The following is a 20,412-nucleotide window of genomic DNA, read 5'->3' as shown; positions in this document are numbered from 1 at the left end:
AACAAACGATATTTTTAAAAGTTAGGACAACAGTATGATACTTTCAATTGTCTCACAAGGACTTGTTTGGGCTATTTTAGGCTTGGGGATTTTTATGACTTTCCGCATTTTAAATTTCCCTGATATGACTACAGAAGGATCTTTTCCATTGGGCGGAGCAGTGGTAGTTACGCTAATTAGTAAGGGAATCAATCCTTTTCTAGCAACTGCTGCTGCCATTCTAGCTGGCTGTCTGGCAGGTATGGTAACAGGGCTTCTCTATACTAAGGGGAAAATTCCTACTCTCCTTTCAGGGATTTTGGTCATGACTTCCTGCCACTCCATTATGCTCATGCTAATGGGGCGGGCTAATCTTGGACTTCTCGGAACGAAGCAAATTCAGGACTTTTTGCCATTTTCTGTCGAATTAAACAATCTTCTGACAGGATTGATTTTTGTTAGCTTGGTAATTGCAGCATTGCTCTTTTTCTTAGATACAAAATTGGGTCAAGCCTATATTGCCACGGGTGATAATCCGGATATGGCAAGGAGTTTTGGCATTCACACAGGACTAATGGAGTTAATGGGGTTGGTGCTGTCTAATGGCGTCATTGCCCTAGCTGGAGCCCTTATTGCCCAGCAGGAAGGTTATGCGGATGTCTCGCGTGGGATTGGTGTCATCGTTGTGGGGCTTGCTAGTCTCATTATCGGAGAGGTGCTTTTTACTAGCCTGACATTGGCAGAACGCCTATTGACGATTGTTGTCGGGTCTATTTTCTATCAATTCCTGATTTGGGGCGTGATTGCGCTTGGCTTTAATACCAGCTATCTTCGCCTTTACAGTGCGGTTATCTTGGCAATTTGTCTCATGATTCCGACTTTTAAAAATAAATTCTTTAAAGGAGTCAAGTTAAGCAAATGACAGCAATTTTAGAATTAAAAAACGTGACAAAAATTGTCAACACAGGTATTGAGGAAGAAAAAGTTATTTTAAATGATGTTTCACTGGATATTTTTGAGCATGACTTCATTACCATTTTAGGTGGAAATGGTGCAGGGAAATCCACGCTTTTCAATGTCATCGCAGGAACATTGCCATTGACGAGCGGCAGCATTTATATTTTAGGTGAAAATGTGACCACTTATTCGCCAGAAAAGCGCGCTAAGTATCTGTCGCGCGTTTTTCAAGACCCAAAGATGGGAACAGCTCCGCGCATGACGGTGGCAGAAAACCTATTGATTGCTAAATTTCGTGGTGAAAAACGCCGTCTAGTGTCACGCCGTCTGAGTCATTATCGCAAAGAATTTCAGGAGACGATAGACAAAATCGGCAATGGTTTAGAAAAACACTTAGATACGCCGATTGAATTTCTCTCTGGCGGACAAAGACAGGCATTGAGTCTTTTAATGGCGACTCTCAAACGCCCTGAGCTGTTGCTTTTGGATGAGCATACAGCAGCGCTTGACCCCAAAACCAGTGTGGCATTGATGAGTCTGACAGATGAATTTGTGAATCGTGACCAACTGACTGCTCTCATGATTACTCACCACATGGAAGATGCTCTTAAATACGGCAATCGCTTGATTGTCATGAAAGACGGACAAATTATCCGAGACTTACATCAAGAGGAGAAAGCGAAAATGACAATCGCGGATTATTACAGCTTATTTGAATAAAAAAATTCCAATCTCCTAGTTGAGGTTGGAATTTCTTTTTTGCGCTTCTCTGATAGTGTTGGGAACCAGACGAATCCGCTTAATATCTGAAATACGAATAATCGTTGACATACTTTTCTGGAAGTTTTTAACAATCAATTGCTGACGCTCTTTGTCATATTTGACAATATCACCAGTAAAACTTTTATCTGAAAAAATGACATGCACACCCGATTTCTTTTGCAAAGCTGTTTCAATCGTTTGCAAAATATTGGCATTGTCCTCCTCTACCTCTTGCGTATCCTTTTTGTAATTGATAAATTCACTTGCTCGCTCTAAAATCATTTCGAGAAATTTTTTCATAGCTAAATTCTCCATAACTTGTTACAATATATTATATAACAAACTCGCTAAAAAAGTAAATTTTTTACGAATAAATCAAGAAAGAAGAAAAAGGAGACAAAAATGTCAGAATTCAAATTTGAGATAGAAGAAAAGTTATTGGTGTTATCAGAAAATGATAAAGGCTGGACGAAAGAGCTGAATCGAGTGAGTTTCAATGGTGCGCCAGCTAAATATGATATTCGTAGTTGGAGTCCTGACCATACAAAAATGGGGAAAGGGATTACGCTCTCCAATGAAGAATTTCAAGTATTAGTGGATGCTTTTAAAGCTTAGCAAAGCGCAAATAGAATCAAGGCAAGAGAGTGAGAGGCAGTCGCACTGTGGGCAATTGTTGATGGCTCTCTTTTTGCTGTAGAAAATAAGGAAATTTTACACAAAAACTTGAAAATACGCTTTCAAAATGTTATACTATTAAATATAGAGATTGTATATATACATATAGTGAGCTTAGAATTTTAGGAGGTTTAGGATGCTTGAAATTCAGAAGTTAGAAAAAAGTTTTGGGCAAAAACAAGTACTATTTGGTGTTGATTTCAGGGCTGAATCAGGACAAATCCTCGGTCTGATCGGCAAGAACGGTGCTGGGAAAACAACGATTTTCCACAGTATTCTGCGTTTTTTAGAATACAGCGGAAACATTACATTTGATAAGCAACCGATTTCTCAGGAGACCTATCGGAAAATTGGTTATTTGCCAGAAGAGCGAAGTCTGATGCCTAAGTTAACCGTTTATGAGCAAGTGCGGTATTTGGCAAATTTAAAGGGAGTGCCAAATGCGGTTGTGAAAGAAAAATTGCCTCAGTGGATGGAGCGCTTGCAAGTCAAAGGCAAAGTGACTGATAAAATCAAGAGCTTGTCCAAAGGGAATCAACAAAAAGTGCAGTTGATTATCACACTTTTGCATGAGCCAAATTTGATTATCCTAGACGAGCCATTTAGTGGTTTGGATCCTGTAAATACCGAGATTTTGAAACAAGTCATTATTGAGGAAAAAGAGCGAGGAGCAACCATTATTTTCTCTGACCATGTGATGACCAATGTGGAAGAATTGTGTGATGATGTTGTCATGATTCGTGATGGGAAAGTCATTTTGGATGGCAGCGTGCAGGAAGTTCGTAATCAATATGGCAAAACACGTCTGTTTGTGTCTAGCTCGCTGTCTCAAACTGAATTAGAAGCACTTCCTCATGTGACGAAAGCCAGCCTAACCAATCAAGGAACATGGCGTTTAGTCTTAGATGACGAAGCGGCTGGTAAGGAATTGTTTGACTTGCTGACTAAAGGACAATATATTGAAACTTTTGACCAACAAGCTCCAACAATTGATGAAATCTTTAAGTTAGAATCAGGGGTGGAAGTATGAAACAGACTTTAATTGTTATCAAAGAAACCTATCTTCGTCATGTCAAATCATGGAGTTTTGTCTTTATGGTCATATCCCCTTTTATCTTTGTAGGATTGAGTTTAGGTGTTGCCTACCTTTCTTCTATGTCAAGCAGTAATTCTAGTCGGGTCGCAGTTGTATCAAACAATGCTCAAGTGAAGGAAGTTTTGAAAGATACTAAGAATCTAGACATCAATTATAAAGATGAAGCAACAGCTAAGAAAGCTGTAAAAGATGGCAATGTTGGTGGATATTTGCTAGTATCAGAAGCAGAGGGGCAAATCAAGGCAACTTATTTTGCAGATACGAGCATGAGTAGTGCTATAAAAATTGAGATTACACAGAAATTGATGCGGTTGCAACAGGTTACAAATATTAGACAAGCTAATTTATCAGCTAATCAAGTGAAGCTACTTTCAAGAGCTATTGATTTCAAAGAAAAGATTGATGAGAAGAAAGAAGCGAAGAAGACCACTCAAACGATTGTCGCAACAGCAGTTGGTCTTGTACTTTATATGATTCTCCTTGTCTATACAAGCTCCACTGCTCAAGAAATTGCAAGCGAAAAAGGAACGAAGATTATGGAGGTTATTTTCTCCAGTATCAAGGCTTCTGAATATTTCTATGGTCGAATGGCAGGGATTTTTGCAGTCATCTTGACCCATGTCAGCATTTATGTAATCGGCGCTGTGCTGTTGCTTGCTTTTTCGGACCAGATTTCTTTTGTAAAAGAATTCTTAGATGCCAATCCAAATCTGATGAAGCATTTGGGAGAAGCAATTTCCTTTAATACTATTGCTTTTATCACCTTGAGTGTCTTTATGTTTGTGGTCTTATCTGCCTTTTTAGGCTCAATGGTAACGAGGATTGAAGACGTTGGGAAAGCTGTTCAGCCTGTTGTGATGCTGATTATGTTGTGCTTTTTGGGAGTGACAGCTCTTGGGAATGCAGGTGACACAATTTTGCTTAAAATTGGTTCTTATATTCCGTTTATTTCGACCTTCTTTATGCCTTTCCGTGCCATTAACGGTTATGCAACTGGTCTAGAAGCCTGGATTTCGTTTGTCATTGCCTTTGTCTTTACCTTAGGAATGACAGTTTATATCGGTCGGATTTACTCCAGTTTAATTTTACAAACAGATGACATTGGCATTTGGAAGGGCTTCAAAAAAGCTTTAGCTTATCATTAAAAATCGTTCTCCACAAGTATTCTTGTGGGGATTTTTTTCTTGAAAAGGTATGTAGTCAATCGCTGTTGAAAAACTTTAAAAATGATATAATAGGACTATATTTTGACAAAAAGGATGCTCATGAAATTACTTTATACGGATATTCGCAATCCCTTAACAAACATTCTAACAGAAGAAACAGAGCGTTTAGCACAAGCAGGCAAGCGCGTGTTTTATATTGCACCCAACTCTCTTTCATTTGAAAAGGAAAGAGCCGTTTTGCGTCTTTTAGAAAACCGTGCTTCATTTGCCATTACGGTGACACGTTTTGCGCAGATGGCGCGTTATTTTGTCCTCAATGATGTGCAGCAAGGCAGACCATTAGACGATATTGGTTTGGGAATGCTCTTTTATAAGGTCTTATCTGAAATGGAAGAGCATGATTTACAGGTGTACGGCGGCATTCGGACGGATGCGCAGTTTATTCAGCAATTGGTTGAGCTTTATCATGAGTTGCAAGAAGCTCAAATGACTGTTGCAGACTTGGACTATTTGGATGAAGGTGAGAAAAAAGCAGATTTAATCAAGATTTTACAAGCTGTTACGCATCAGCTGAATCAGAGTGAATTTACTTCTGAGTCAAATATCATGGCCTTTGCCAATCACATTATAGCAGCTGATGTAGATAAAGAATTGCAAGGATTGGCTTTGGTCATTGACGGTTTTACACGGTTTTCTGCTGAGGAAGCTTATTTGGTAGAGCTGCTACATCGTAAAGGTGTGGAAATCGTCATTGGTGTTTATGCAAGTGAAAAAGCTTATCGTGCGACTTTTCGAGAGGGCAATCTCTATCAGGCTAGCGTGGATTTCTTGCGCCATTTGGCAGATAAATATAAGGTGAAACCTGAATATAGATTGTCAATACAGCTAGATGATGCTTTTGGAAAGATTTCAAAACTGCTAGAAAGCCACTATGATTTCTCAGATGTTGAGCTAGAGCTGACGGAGCAAGACCGTTCGCATGTACAGATTTGGTCGACTGTCAATCAAAAAGAAGAACTGGAATATGTGGCAAAGAGCATTCGCCAGCGAGTTCATGACGGTGCTCGCTACAAGGATATTCGCGTTCTTTTGGGAGATGTAGAAGCCTATCGTTTGCAGTTAAAGACGATTTTTGATCAGTATCAAATTCCCTTTTATCTGGGGCGAAGCGAGTCTATGGCACATCACCCTTTGGTGCAATTTATCGAATCTTTAGTGCGTTTGAAACGCTATAATTTTCGGACGGAGGATTTGCTCAACCTTGTGAAGACAGGTCTTTATGGTCGTTTAACGCAAGAAGAGCTGGATTTGTTTGAGCAATATATTCGCTTTGCGGATGTAAAAGGGATTAGTAAATTTTCTAAAGATTTTACTCACAATCAGCATCAAAAATTTGACTTGATTCACATCAATCAACTAAGAAAAAAAATAGTCACTCCGCTCTTGGAATTTTTCAAATCTCGCAGTCAAACAGCGACAGGTCTGCTCCAGAAATTTCATCACTTTTTGACAGAGATTGCTTTTTCTCAGAATTTTGCTTCTTTGGTAGATTCTACGAATCCGCAAGACCAAGAAAGACAAGAAGAAGTCTGGAAGGCTTTTTGCCATGTTTTGGAACAATTTGCTAGCGTCTTTTCAGCCAGCAAGGTCAAACTAGATGATTTTTTGACTTTAGCGCAGTCGGGAATGCTGTTATCCAATTATCGGACTATTCCAGCAACGGTGGATGTTGTGGCTGTTCAGTCTTATGATTTGATTGAGCCTTTGTCAAGTCCTTTTGTCTATGCTGTTGGTTTGACTCAAGACTATTTTCCAAAAATTACGCAAAACAAGAGCCTTTTGTCAGACGAAGACCGATTACGATTAAATGAAGCAACTGATGAGCATTCGGAGTTGCTGATTGCTGCTCAGGAAAATCTCCAGAAAAATCGTTTTGTCGCTTTGTCACTTCTGAATGCTGCAACAGAGAGGTTGGTGCTCTCTACTCCTCAGATTGTCAATGAAATAGAGAACAATATTTCTCCATATTTGTTAGAATTGCATGAGCAACCAATTGGGCTGCCTATTGAAGTGAAGCGTCCGCAGGTAACAAGTGATGATATTGGAACTTATCGAGCTCTGTTGGCAAGAATTATTGAGCTGAACCAAGGAGATATTGATCGGGAGCGTTCTCTGACTGAGAAAGAGCAAACTTTTTGGTCAGTCGCCGTACGGGTTTTGCGCAAAAAATTGGAAAGCGAAGGTATTTCGATTCCTAATGTAACGTCAAGTCTTGAAACAGCAACCTTGTCAACGCAGACATTACAAGTTCTTTATCCGCCTCATCAAGCATTTCAGTTATCTACTTCAGCTTTGACAGAATTCTATCGCAATCAATATGCTTATTTTTTGAAGTACGTCTTGGCTTTGCAGGAAGAAATGACGATTCATCCAGATGCGCGCAGTCATGGAAATTTTCTGCATCGTGTGTTTGAAAAAGTTATGCAAGAGCAGTCTAGTGAGTCATTCGATCATCGTCTAGAAAAAGCCATTCAAGAAGCGAGTCAGGAAGCGGAATTTGAAGCTCTTTATACAGAAAATGCAGAAGCATTATTTGCTCACGAAGTTTTGCTGGACACCGCGCGTGCGACAGGACAGGTTTTAGAGAGAAATGATTTAGTCGAAACCATTCAAGAAGAGGCTGTTTTCGGACAGGAAGAAACAAATGTTCTAACCTTGTCAGACGGACGCAATCTTCAAATTCGAGGGAAAGTTGACCGCATTGACCGATTGAGAAGTGACGGGAGTCTGGGAATTGTGGATTATAAATCAAGTGACACAAATTTTGATTTTCAAAAATTTTTCAATGGTCTAAATTCTCAATTGCCTACATATCTAATGGCGTTGAAGCAAGAAAAGTGGGCGAATGATGAAGTACAGACTTTTGGTGCCATGTATTTGCAGATGACCAATCCGCTTGTGCCTTTAGCCAAGACGAAGTCGCAAGGCGACGCTGTCAAAGAAGCAATGAAGAATCTAGAATACAAAGGTCTGTTCTTGTCTGAGCAGGCTCGTCAGCTGAATGGTTTGTACGATAAAAAGAAAGTGAATCTGTTGAGTCAAGAGGAGCTGGAGACATTGTTAGCTTATAATGCACTCTTGTACCGTCGTGCTGCCGAGCAGATATTAGCAGGGCATTTTAACATCAATCCTTATACGGAAAATGGTAGAAGTATTGCGCCTTTTGTGGAACAATACAAATCCATTACAGGTTTTGAAGCGAATCTTCACCTCTCTAGTGCCCGCCATTTGGTTAAGTTAGATAGTCACCCGATAGGTGAAAAGAAGCGTCAAGCATGGATAGAAAAGATGAAGGAGGAGCTAGAAAAATGAGACAGATTCCATTTTTGAGTCAGGAAGAAATCTATACTTTGCAGGACCAAGAAGCCCAGTCTAACAAAGCTCAAAAACGTACACCAGAGCAAATCGAAGCCATTTACTTCTCCGGTCAAAATATTCTTGTGTCTGCTTCTGCAGGATCAGGAAAAACCTTTGTTATGGTGCAACGGATTATTGACCAAATTCTGCGAGGAGTTCGCATTGACCAGCTCTTCATTTCGACCTTTACCGTTAAAGCCGCAAGTGAGCTAAAAGAGCGCTTGGAGAAAGAGTTATCCAAGGCTTTGAAGGCAACAGGCGATGAGGAACTCAAACAGCATTTGGCACAGCAATTAGCTGATATTCCGAATGCTGACATTGGTACCATGGACTCTTTCACCCAAAAAGTCCTAAATAAATATGGTTATCTCCTAGAATTGGCGCCGAATTTTCGCATTTTACAAAGCGCAAGTGAGCAGTTATTGCTGCAAAATGAAGTTTTCAAGCAAGTTTTTGAAGAATTCTATCAATCTGATCAGGCTGCTTTATTTAAAAAATTAGTCAAAAACTTTACCGGTCAAAGAAAAGATTTGCTCGGTTTTCGAGAGCAGGTTTATAAGATTTATGCTTTTTTGCAATCCACCAGTAGTCCAATAGCATGGTTGGGAAAAGACTTTTTGAAAGGCTATGAGCGTGCGGATTTCCAAGAAGAAAAAGCGCGACTTTTAGCACAAATAAAAGAAGCTCTTTATGACCTAGAAGATTTTTTCCATTATCATTTGGCGAATGAAGCCAAGGAATTTCCAAAAGCAAAATACCTTGAAAATGTTCAGAGCGTGCTTGATTGTCTGGCAAGCTTACAAGGACAGTCCTCTGAGGAAGCTTATCTCACAGCACTTGATAGAATTGTAGAGATTTCACGCGCAAGCAATGGCAAAGCCTTGACAAACAGCGGACGCAAAGAAGAATTAAAAGAAATCATCAACACCTATAATGAAAAGCGCAAAGAAAAAATTCAAGTTTTACGAGATTTGGCAGATCAATTTTATCGCTTTGAATTTCAAGTGACCTATCATGAGGAAGCAAAGGAAATCCTGCTTGTCTTACAACGGTTTATGAAAGCATTTGTTGAAAGTTATTTGAACCGCAAAAAAGAAGAAAATGCGTTTGAGTTTGCAGACATCAGTCATTTTGCTATTCAGATTTTGGAAGAATTTCCTGATGTGCGCCACTTTTATCGGACAAAATATCATGAAGTCATGGTGGATGAGTATCAGGATACCAACCACACGCAAGAACGTATGCTAGAACTGTTATCAAATGGACATAATCGTTTTATGGTGGGGGATATTAAGCAGTCTATTTATCGTTTTCGTCAGGCTGATCCACAGATTTTTAATGATAAGTTCAAGTTGTATCAAGACGATAGCCAGCAAGGGAAATTGATTGTTTTGAAAGAGAATTTCCGCAGTCATGTGGAAGTCTTGGAAGCCACGAATGACGTTTTCAAACGTCTCATGGATGAGGAAGTGGGAGAAATTGATTACAATGAAACGCATTATTTGGTAGCTGGAAATCCTGCTAAAAAAGCACCAAATCCACAATATCAGACGGAGTTTCTCATTTATGACGGAACGTTTGAGACGAATAATGAGGAAAATGATAAGGATGTTTCTTCTGTTTCTGCGGGAGAAGTGGCGCTGGTTATCAAAGAGATTATTCGTTTGCACAATGAGGAAAATGTCCCATTTGAAGATATGACATTGCTAACAGCTTCGCGTACGCGCAATGATGTGATTTTAGCTGAGTTTGCTAAATACGATATCCCAGTCGTTTCAGACGGTGGCGAGGATAATTATTTGCAATCTGTAGAAGTTATGGTGATGTTGGATACCCTGCGTACGATTAACAATCCGCTCAATGATTACGCTTTGGTGGCACTTCTAAAGTCACCAATGTTCACCTTTACTGAGGATGAATTGGCTCGTTTGGCCTTGCAAAAAAAAGTGACTGAAGCTAATCACGTTGTTCATCAGGAAAATCTCTATGAGAAATTGAAAAACGCTTTGAGTGGACACGGTCAACATCCCGAACTCATCACACCTCCTCTTTTAAAGAAAATCCAGCAGTTTCAAGAAATACTGCTAGATTGGCGAGAGTTTGCAAAAATAAATTCGCTCTATGATTTGCTTTGGAAAATCTATCAAGACCGCTTTTATTATGACTATGTAGGAGCCCTACCAAATGGAGCGGGACGTCAGGCAAATCTTTATGCCCTGACCTTGCGAGCAAATGATTACGAAAAAATGAGTTTTAAAGGCTTGTCACGTTTTATCGGGATGATTGATAAGATTTTAGAAACTCAAAATGACTTGGCAAGTGTCGTCGTTGCGGCTCCGAAACATGCAGTCCGCCTGATGACAGTTCATAAGAGCAAAGGTTTGGAATTTAAATATGTCTTTTTGCTTAATATGGATAAAGCCTTCAATCGTAAGGATAGCAGCTCTGCTTTGATTCTCAGTCGTCAAAATGGCGTCGGTATCAAGTATGTCGCGGACGTAGCGGTAGATGTAACTGATAAGTTGACGCCTAATCATGTTCGTTTGTCTATCGATACTCTTCCTTATGTGCAAAATGAGCGTGAGATTCATTTGGCAAGTATTTCTGAGCAAATGCGTCTGCTCTATGTTGCTATGACGCGGGCAGAAAGAAAGCTATATCTGGTTGGCAAAGGTCGTCAAGAAAGCTTGGAGAAAAAGACCTTCCCTGTTCTTGAAAATGGTCGTTTAGCAGCCTCCATTAGGCAAACTATGACAAGTTTTCAAGACTGGATTTGGGCTTTGCAAACCGTCTTTAAGAATGATGACTTAACCTTTTCAACCCGATTTGTGACGGATAGCGATTTAACAAGTGAGAAAATAGGTCAGCTAAAGCTAAAGGAACCGATTGTGGAGGAGAACTTAGCGCACAATCGCCAGTCTGAGGATATTCGCAGGGCTTTGGATATTTTGGAAAATGTGGACAGGCTAAATACTCAGTATCGAGCTGCCATCCATTTGCCAAGTGTTCGGACACCGAGCCAAATCAAGAAATTTTATGAACCGGTCATGGATACAGACGGCGTTGAAATTATGGAGAAAAAAACTCCAGATTTTATTGGAAAAACTTCTTTTGAACTACCAGACTTTGCTAAAAAAGCCCCTGTTACAGGAGCGCAAATCGGTAGTGCTGTCCATGAACTGATGCAGCGTATTCCTTTGGATCAAGCCCCTACGATAGTTATTTTGAGAAAAGTTTTAAAACAGGTGCAGGCAGAAGAAATTGTCAAAAAGAAGATTGATTTGCAAAAGATAGCTGGTTTCTTTGAGACAGAGCTTGGTCAACTGCTCTTGAAGCAGGCGGATAAAGTTTATCGTGAAGCTCCTTTTGCTATGTTAAAGCAAGATCAAGCGAGCGGACAGGATTTTGTAGTTCGTGGAATTTTGGACGGTTATCTCCGACTGGCTAATCGTATCGTTCTCTTTGATTATAAGACAGATCAATATACAAATCCAAGTGAATTAGTGGATCGCTACCAAGCACAATTATCACTTTATGCTGAAGCTCTTCGTCGTTCGTATGGTATTGAAAAAATAGAAAAATATCTAGTGCTGCTAGGCGGAGTTCAACTTCAAGTAGTAAAAGTAGACTAGATATGATTTTTAGAGAATTGGGCTGATGAATGCTCCTAATTCTTTTTTACAAAAATAGAATCCTCTATTTCCGAATATTTGAGTTGCAAAAAATAAAAAAGTTCACAAATTAGCTGATTTTTTAGAAAAAGTTATTGAAAATTTCAGAAAAATACGGTAAACTAATATGTAACCAGACGATGGAGGAATGATATTTGAAATTATATCCTGTTGTTGCGATTCAATCTTATAAACTAAATCAAAAGGCGGCTTTGTGCGGCCTTTTTTGTAAAGCTGTCTAGACCTTTATGAAAATTTTCATTTAAAAAAATTTCACTCTTTTATCGGCTATTTAGTAGGAATGGAATGAAAAGTTTAAAATTCTAACAAAATCTAGTTATTTTTTCTAATAGTGGGCATTGTTTGAAGAAATGTTCGGTTTTGAGAATTATTTGTAATAATAATGGAAATTTACTTGAAAAGCAATAGGAAAAATAGTAAAATAGAAATATAGAAAACGCTTACAATGCGAGGTGATAGAATGGATATACAAGAAGCATTGAGAACTTTTACCACAGGTGAAAATTTCCATTTGCAGCACTATTTGGGAGCTCATCAAGATGAAGTAGGTGGGCACAGTGGCTATACATTTCGTGTATGGGCACCGAATGCTCAGAGTGTGCATCTGATTGGAGACTTTACCGACTGGTATGAAAATCAAATCCCTATGGCACGTAATGAAGGTGGCGTATGGGAAGTGTTTACGGATTTGCCTAAGGAAGGAGACATTTACAAATACAACATCAAACGAAGTAGCGGGCAAGAAATTTTGAAAATTGATCCGCTGGCAGTTTATTTTGAAAAACGCCCTGGCACAGGAGCTGTTGTTCGAACAATTCCTGAAAAGAAATGGAAAGACGGTCTGTGGTTGGCTCGCAGAAAACGTTGGGGATTTTTCTCTAGACCGGTGAATATTTACGAAGCTCATGCAGGATCTTGGAAGAAAAACGAAGATGGGACCCCGTATTCATTTGCCCAATTAAAAGATGAACTCATTCCATATCTTGTCAAAATGAATTATACGCATGTGGAATTCATGCCTCTTATGGCGCATCCGCTTGGATTGAGTTGGGGCTATCAGTTGATGGGATACTTTGCTCTTGAACATACTTATGGTACGCCAGAAGAATTCCGTGATTTCGTTGAAGAATGTCATATCAATAACATTGGAGTAATCATAGACTGGGTGCCAGGACATTTCACTATCAATGATGATGCTTTGGCTTATTATGACGGTACACCTACATTTGAGTATCAAGATCATGACCGTGCCCATAATTACGGCTGGGGCGCTCTCAATTTTGACTTAGGAAAGAATGAAGTGCAGTCTTTCTTAATTTCTAGTATCAAGTTTTGGATTGACTTTTATCACTTAGACGGAATCCGTGTGGATGCTGTTAGCAACATGCTCTACCTAGATTATGATAGTGGTCCATGGCAACCAAATATAGACGGTGGTAATCGCAACTACGAAGGCTATTACTTCCTTCAACGCTTGAACACGGTTATCAAACTGGCTCATCCAGATGTTATGATGATTGCAGAGGAAAGCACGAGTGATACAAAGATTACAGGTATGGTAGAAATGGGTGGTCTTGGATTTGACTACAAGTGGAACATGGGCTGGATGAATGACATTCTGCGCTTCTACGAAGAAGATCCAATTTACCGCAAGTATGATTTTAATCTAGTAACCTTTAGTTTTATGTATGCTTTCTCTGAAAATTTCTTACTGCCATTCTCTCATGACGAAGTGGTGCATGGTAAGAAGAGTCTCATGCATAAGATGTGGGGAGATCGCTACAATCAATTTGCTGGTCTGCGAAATCTCTATACTTACCAAATATGTCACCCAGGTAAAAAATTACTTTTCATGGGTAGTGAATGGGGACAATTCTTAGAGTGGAAATGCGAAGAATCTTTGGAATGGCGTGATTTGGCTGATGATATGAATGCCAAGATGCAGCATTTCACTTCTCAGCTCAATCAGCTTTATAAAGAAAATCGTGTTTTATGGGAAAATGACTTGAGTTGGGACGGTTTAGAGATTATTGATGCGGATAATACAGATCAAAGTGTGCTTTCCTTTATTCGGAAAAATGACAAGGGAGATATGTTAGTTTGCGTCTTTAATATGGCTCCGGTAGAGCGCAAAGACTTTACCATTGGTGTTCCGGTATCAGCCATATATGAAGAAATTTGGAACACGGAATTAGAAGAATGGGGAGGTGTGTGGAAAGAGCACAATCAAACGGTTCAGTCTCAAGAAGGCTTGTGGAAGGATTATCCTCAGACGTTGACCTTTACTTTGCCAGCATTAGGGGCAAGTATTTGGAAGATTAAACGTCGTGTGAAATCAGCAAATGTAAGTAAAAAGTCAAAAAAGGAGTAACAAATGAAGAATGAAATGCTAGCTTTGATTCTTGCCGGTGGGCAAGGAACACGTCTTGGAAAACTCACTCAAAGTATTGCCAAACCAGCAGTACAATTTGGTGGACGCTACCGTATCATTGACTTTGCTTTGTCCAATTGTGCCAATTCAGGAATTCATAATGTTGGTGTCATTACTCAATACCAACCATTAGCTTTGAATAGTCATATTGGGAATGGTTCTAGTTGGGGACTGGATGGTATTAACACAGGAGTTTCTATTCTCCAGCCGTATTCAGCAAGTGAAGGAAATCGTTGGTTTGAAGGAACTAGTCATGCGATTTATCAAAACATTGATTATATTGATACTATCAATCCTGAGTATGTCTTGATTTTGTCTGGTGACCACATTTACAAAATGGACTACGATGATATGCTTCAATCTCACAAGGACAACAATGCCAGTCTGACGGTAGCTGTTCTGGATGTTCCTTTAAAAGAAGCTAGTCGTTTTGGTATTATGAATACAGATGCCAATAACCGCATTGTCGAGTTTGAAGAAAAACCAGCTGAACCTAAGTCTACTAAGGCTTCTATGGGGATTTATATCTTTGACTGGAAACGCCTGCGTAATATGCTGGTAGCTGCTGAAAAGAGCAATGTAGATATGTCTGACTTCGGTAAGAATGTTATTCCAAATTATCTTGAATCCGGCGAAAGTGTCTATGCTTATGAATTTAAGGGATATTGGAAAGATGTTGGAACGATTGAATCACTTTGGGAAGCCAATATGGAATATATTGATCCAAACAATGCTTTAGATAGCCGAGATCGTCAATGGAAAATTTATTCACGTAACTTGATTTCCCCACCAAACTTCCTTGGAGAAAATGCTCATGTAGAAGATTCTTTGGTTGTGGACGGCTGTTTGGTAGACGGAACAGTTAAACATTCGATTCTTTCTACGGAAGCTCAAGTGCGTAAAGATGCAGTTGTAGAAGATTCTGTTGTTATGAGTGGAGCTATCATTGGTCAAGGTGCAAAAATCAAACGTGCTATTATCGGTGAAGGAGCTATCATTTCTGATGGTGTAGAAATTGATGGAACAGACGAAGTACAAGTTATCGGATACAATGAGAAAGTGGGGGTACCATCAGATGAAGATTGATAAATATTCAGCAATTTTAGGAAATACAGTTGGATTTCATGATATGTCTACTTTGACAAGTCATCGTCCAGTTGCCAGTTTGCCATTTGGTGGGAAATATCGTTTAATTGACTTTCCGTTGTCTAGCCTGGCCAATGCAGGGATTCGGAGCGTCTTTTGCATTTTCCAACAAGATAATATTAGTTCTGTCTTTGACCATATCCGTTCTGGACGTGAATGGGGGCTGTCTACTCTTTTGAGTCACTACTATCTTGGTATTTATAATACGCGCGTAGAAAGTTCTACTGTTGGTAAAGAATACTACGAGCAATTATTGACCTACTTAAAACGTTCGGGCAGCGATCAAACGGTAGCATTGAACTGTGATGTTTTGGTGAACATCGACTTGAACCAAGTCTTCCACTTACATGGTACAACTGATCAACCAATCACAGTTGTCTATAAAAAATTACCAAAAGAAGAAATTTCCGAAGTCAATGCTGTTTTGGAAATTGATGAAACAGATCATGTGAAAAATCACCATCTTTTTGATGATAAAGAACAGCAAGATTTGTACAATATGTCAACAGATATTTTTGTTGTGGATACACCTTGGCTGATTGAAAAGTTAGAAATAGAAGCACAAAAAGAATTTCCTCAAAAATTACGTTATGTTTTACGTGATTTAGCTGCTCAGGAAAAAGCATTTGCTTACGAATACACGGGTTATTTAGCAAATATTCATTCTGTCACTTCGTACTTCAATGCTAATATTGATATGCTTGACTCGCAAAAATTCTACTCTCTTTTCTCTCCAAATCAAAAGATTTATACTAAAGTAAAAAATGAAGAACCAACTTATTATGCAGTTGGATCTAAAGTGTCAAACGCTCAATTTGCTTCTGGTAGTATTATCGAAGGAGAAGTGAGCGATTCTGTCATTTCTCGTAATACTCGTATTAAAAAAGGAAGTCGTGTAAAAGACAGTATTCTTTTCCCACGTGTCCTTATTGGTGAAAATGCAGTAGTTGAGTATGCTATTTTAGATAAGGGGGTTGAGGTTGCTGAAGATGTGACCATTCGAGGAACGGTTGATAACCCAGTTGTCATTAAAAAAGGTGAAAAAGTAACAGAGGATAGAATTCAATGAAAATTTTATTTGTAGCAGCAGAAGGGGCACCTTTTTCTAAAACAGGAGGTTTGGGAGACGTCATTGGCGCTCTCCCTAAATCTCTTGTGAAGGCAGGTCATGAAGTGGGCGTCATTCTTCCATACTATGATATGGTAGATACAAAGTTTGGCGACCAAATGGAAGACTTGTTCCATTTTGAAGTAAAGGTCGGTTGGCGTGGTCAATATGTAGGCGTGAAACGTACCGTTTTAAATGGTGTGACCTTCTACTTTATAGACAATCAATACTATTTCTTCCGTGGACATGTTTATGGCGATTTTGATGACGGCGAACGCTTTGCCTATTTCCAAATGGCAGCTGTTGAGTTAATGGAGCGAGTGGATTTTATTCCAGATGTTCTCCATGTGCATGATTATCATACAGCGATGATTCCATTTTTGGTGAAAGAAAAATACCATTGGATTCAGGCTTATCATGGTATTCGGACTGTTTTAACCATTCACAATTTAGAATTTCAAGGGCAATTTTCTGATGGCATGCTCTGGGATTTGTTTGGAGTGGGCTATGAGCGTTATGCAGACGGTACCTTGCGTTGGAATAACTGCTTGAATTGGATGAAAGCAGGGATTTTGTATGCAGATCGGGTGACAACCGTATCACCAAGTTATGCACATGAAATTATGACACCAGAGTTTGGTTGCGGTTTGGATCAAATTTTACGGATGGAGTCTGGTAAAGTATCAGGTATTGTCAACGGAATTGATACAGATATTTATAATCCAGAAACGGACAATTTGCTGGAGTACCATTTTAATAAGGATGACTTATCTGGTAAGTTAGCAAATAAGCGTGCTTTGCAGGAAAAAGTTGGTCTGCCTGTGCGAGACGATGTGCCTTTGGTAGGAATTGTATCTCGTTTGACTCGGCAAAAAGGCTTTGATTTGATTGTGGATCAGTTGCACAATTTATTGCAAGATGATGTACAAATCGTTCTTTTAGGGACAGGAGACCCGTCTTTTGAGCAATCCTTTGCTTGGTTCAGTCAAGCTTATCCAGAAAAATTATCTGCCAACATCACTTTTGATGTGAAATTAGCGCAAGAAATTTATGCAGCTTGTGATATGTTCTTAATGCCGAGTCGCTTTGAGCCATGTGGATTGTCCCAAATGATGGCCATGCGTTATGGAACCTTACCTCTCGTACATGAAGTTGGTGGCTTGCGTGACACCGTTCAACCGTATAATGCCTACGAAGGAACAGGAACTGGATTTAGCTTTAATAATTTCTCAGGCTACTGGCTGAAATGGACGTTTGATATGGCTGTCAGTCTCTATCATAACGATAAAGAAGCATGGCAGTCGCTTCAAAAGCAAGCTATGGAGCGTGATTTCTCATGGGACACCGCTAGTCAGGCCTATAGCCATTTGTACCAATCTCTTTATTCATAGAAGGGAGTTTGCTATTCAGAAATGGAACTAACAAAAGAACAGTTTCTTCAAGATTTTAAAGATATTTTACATGAAGAACAGTTAATTAAGGTAGAAGATGCCACTCCGACAGAGCTGTTTCAAACCTTAGCACGTACGATTCGCAAATACATCACTCCTATGTGGTTGGAACGACGAAACAAACTAGTAGAAGACAAGCAAAAAATTGCTTATTACTTTTCGATTGAATTTCTGCCTGGGCGAATGCTGGAAACCAATTTACTAAATCTTGGAATCCTCGATGTTGTCAAAGAAGGCTTTGACGAATTAGGTGTTGATTTTACGGCTGTCAAACAGGCTGAGCGCGATATGGCGTTAGGAAATGGCGGTCTTGGTCGTCTTGCAGCAGCTTTTATGGATTCACTTGCAACCACAGGCTATCCGGGATTTGGCAATGGAATCCGCTATCGCTACGGACTTTTCAAACAAAAAATTGTAAATGGATATCAAGTCGAATTGCCGGATGATTGGTTTGGTAGTCTAGGAAACGTCTGGGAAACGCGGAAAGATCATGATGTTGTAGATGTTAAAATCTTTGGAAATGTCTATCTGCAAGCCAACAAAGAAGGGCGAATGCTTCCCGTTTATGAAAATTCGCAAACTCTTCGTGCGGTGCCTTACGACGTGCCACAAATTGGTTTTGAAAATGATACTGTCAACAATCTTCGTTTATGGGATGTTGAAATTCCTGAAGAATATGAGCTAGAATATCCAACGATTGAAGCACGTCGTAAGGTACAGGATATTACAGCTATTTTGTATCCAGATGATTCAAACTATGAAGGAAAAGAACTGCGCTTGATTCAAGAATATTTCATGACCAGTGCTGGCTTGCAGACAATTATCAAATCCTATCGGAAACAAGGTCTGCCTTTAGAGCAAATTCATGAAAAGGTATCGGTTCATATCAACGATACCCACCCAGCAGTAGCACCAGCAGAATTTATGCGGCTTTTACTTGATGACTGCGGTCTTGAATGGGCAGATGCTTGGAATGCAACAGTAAAGACGATGAGTTATACCAATCACACCATTCTTTCGGAAGCCTTAGAAAAATGGGATGCGGAACTCTTTAAAAATGTTCTTCCTCGTGTTTACCAAATCATCCTTGAAATTGACAATCGCTATGTCTCTGAAATGGCTGCGCGTGGCGTTGACCCGCAAGTGATTGAGAACACTCGGATTGTCAAAGATAACCAAGTTCACATGGCGCATCTCGCGATTATTGGAGGTCATTCGGTCAATGGGGTGGCAAAACTTCACACAGAACTTCTCAAAGAAGATACGCTCCGTGATTTTTATGCCATTTATCCTGAAAAATTCAATAATAAAACAAATGGTATCATTCAACGTCGCTGGTTGCAAATTGCAGATGAACCATTGTCAAATGAGATTGATCGCTTGATTGGTAACGGCTGGCGGACAGACATTCATGAACTTCGCAGACTTTTAGACTACAAAGATGATCGGCAAGTTTTGAGTGAATTTTATAATGTCAAGCAAGAAGCCAAGGCGCGCTTAGCAGTTTTCATCAAAGAATCTACAGGAGTGGAAGTGTCAACGGAAGCTATTTTTGATGTACAAGTGAAACGGCTTCATGCTTATAAGCGTCAATTGCTCAATTTGCTCCATATTCTTAAACTATATTGGGATTTAAAAGACAATCCTAATAAAGATATGGTGCCACGTGTCTTCATTTTTGGTGCCAAGGCAGCGCCGGGTTATCATTTTGCCAAATCTGTTATCAAATTGATCAACGAAGTGGTAAATCTTGTCAATAATGATGAGAGTCTACAAGGCAAGCTAAAGGTTGTTTTCCTTGAAAATTATCGTGTCAGCTTGGCTGAACTCATCATTCCCGCTGCAGATGTGTCAGAGCAAATCTCGCTTGCTTCTAAGGAGGCTTCCGGCACATCTAATATGAAATTCATGATGACAGGCGCCATTACTTTGGCAACCCTTGACGGAGCCAATATTGAAATCAAAGATGAAGTCGGAGATGACAATATTGTAATTTTCGGTATGGACAAAGACGAAGTCTATGACCATTATGCCCGTCATGATTACTACTCACGCGGTGTTTATGAAAGCAATCCTGTGGTTCGCCGTGTGGTGGATAGCTTTGTGGACGGAACTATTCCAAATGTCCGAAATGAAGGTTCTGAGATTTATGAAGCTTTAATTACGCACAATGACGAATACTTCCTTCTGGAAGATTTTGCTTCGTATGTAGCTGCACAAGAAAAGATTGATCAACTCTATCGTGACAAAGAAAAATGGGCGCATATGAGCCTTGTTAATATCGCAACGTCTGATAAATTCACATCAGATGATACGATTGAACAATACGCCAAAGAAATTTGGAACCTGAAAAAGTAATAAGCTAGGGGCTGGGACTTATCCAGCCTCTTTGTTGAAAAAGTGTATTGTAGTTTTTGTCTATATTTAATCGATAAAGATTGCCTATAATATACATATATATAGGGAAACAAAATTCGATAATTGGAAATAGCTATTTCCACATCAACAAACTGATAGTGGGATCAAGTTCGT

At 39.5% G+C, this 20,412-nt stretch carries 13 protein-coding genes; 12 read left to right on the top strand and 1 reads right to left on the bottom strand.

The genetic code is table 11. From position 1 onward, the window contains the following. The first annotated feature begins 34 nt into the window (after positions 1-34). Entirely contained in the window at positions 35-901 is an 867-nt protein-coding gene (locus tag ABKA15_RS06160) for an ABC transporter permease (protein WP_049513665.1), read from the top strand. Beyond that, positions 898-1,656, top strand: a complete 759-nt coding sequence (locus tag ABKA15_RS06155) for an ABC transporter ATP-binding protein (protein ID WP_049513663.1) — start codon at positions 898-900, stop codon at positions 1,654-1,656. The genes ABKA15_RS06160 and ABKA15_RS06155 overlap by 4 nt, the downstream gene beginning before the upstream one ends. 15 nt (positions 1,657-1,671) lie before the next feature. Here ABKA15_RS06155 and ABKA15_RS06150 read toward each other — a convergent pair whose 3' ends face one another. Beyond that, positions 1,672-2,013 carry a hypothetical protein gene (locus ABKA15_RS06150; protein ID WP_049513661.1) on the bottom strand — a complete coding sequence of 114 codons (342 nt, stop codon included), beginning with the start codon at positions 2,011-2,013 and terminating at the stop codon, positions 1,672-1,674. Between the two features lie 87 nt (positions 2,014-2,100). Between ABKA15_RS06150 and ABKA15_RS06145 the strand changes: the two genes are divergently transcribed. From ABKA15_RS06145 to ABKA15_RS06100, 10 genes are all read left to right on the top strand, one after another. Continuing rightward, positions 2,101-2,313, top strand: coding sequence for a YdbC family protein (locus tag ABKA15_RS06145; RefSeq protein ID WP_003025304.1), 213 nt, complete (start codon positions 2,101-2,103; stop codon positions 2,311-2,313). Between the two features lie 196 nt (positions 2,314-2,509). Beyond that, a complete protein-coding gene (locus ABKA15_RS06140) occupies positions 2,510-3,403 on the top strand; it encodes an ABC transporter ATP-binding protein (protein WP_049513659.1) in 894 nt (297 codons plus the stop codon). Then, a complete protein-coding gene (locus ABKA15_RS06135; protein ID WP_049513657.1) occupies positions 3,400-4,614 on the top strand; it encodes an ABC transporter permease in 1,215 nt (404 codons plus the stop codon). Before ABKA15_RS06140 ends, ABKA15_RS06135 begins: the two co-directional genes overlap by 4 nt. 120 nt (positions 4,615-4,734) lie before the next feature. After that, positions 4,735-8,007, top strand: a complete 3,273-nt coding sequence (rexB, locus tag ABKA15_RS06130) for an ATP-dependent nuclease subunit B (RefSeq protein WP_049513655.1) — start codon at positions 4,735-4,737, stop codon at positions 8,005-8,007. Then, the gene (addA, locus tag ABKA15_RS06125; protein WP_049513747.1) at positions 8,004-11,684 is read left to right on the top strand and encodes a helicase-exonuclease AddAB subunit AddA; all 3,681 of its coding nucleotides are present in this window, start codon (positions 8,004-8,006) and stop codon (positions 11,682-11,684) included. The genes rexB and addA overlap by 4 nt, the downstream gene beginning before the upstream one ends. A 520-nt stretch (positions 11,685-12,204) precedes the next feature. Continuing rightward, positions 12,205-14,115: a 1,4-alpha-glucan branching protein GlgB gene (gene glgB, locus ABKA15_RS06120; protein ID WP_049513653.1), complete on the top strand. Its 1,911-nt coding sequence runs from the start codon at positions 12,205-12,207 to the stop codon at positions 14,113-14,115. 3 nt (positions 14,116-14,118) lie between these two features. Beyond that, positions 14,119-15,261: a glucose-1-phosphate adenylyltransferase gene (locus ABKA15_RS06115; protein WP_049513651.1), complete on the top strand. Its 1,143-nt coding sequence runs from the start codon at positions 14,119-14,121 to the stop codon at positions 15,259-15,261. Further along, on the top strand, positions 15,251-16,390 hold the full coding sequence (gene glgD / locus ABKA15_RS06110; protein WP_049513649.1) for a glucose-1-phosphate adenylyltransferase subunit GlgD: 1,140 nt from the start codon (positions 15,251-15,253) through the stop codon (positions 16,388-16,390). The genes ABKA15_RS06115 and glgD overlap by 11 nt, the downstream gene beginning before the upstream one ends. Then, the gene (glgA, locus tag ABKA15_RS06105; RefSeq protein ID WP_049513647.1) at positions 16,387-17,820 is read left to right on the top strand and encodes a glycogen synthase GlgA; all 1,434 of its coding nucleotides are present in this window, start codon (positions 16,387-16,389) and stop codon (positions 17,818-17,820) included. Before glgD ends, glgA begins: the two co-directional genes overlap by 4 nt. A gap of 21 nt (positions 17,821-17,841) precedes the next feature. After that, positions 17,842-20,238, top strand: a complete 2,397-nt coding sequence (locus ABKA15_RS06100) for a glycogen/starch/alpha-glucan phosphorylase (RefSeq protein WP_049513645.1) — start codon at positions 17,842-17,844, stop codon at positions 20,236-20,238. Positions 20,239-20,412 lie beyond the last annotated feature (174 nt).

This window comes from Streptococcus sp. KHUD_010, from assembly GCF_040207525.1.
Lineage (GTDB): Bacteria > Bacillota > Bacilli > Lactobacillales > Streptococcaceae > Streptococcus > Streptococcus hominis.
The sequence above is the reverse complement of the archived record's forward strand: the minus strand, read 5'-3'. Positions and strand labels throughout refer to the sequence as shown.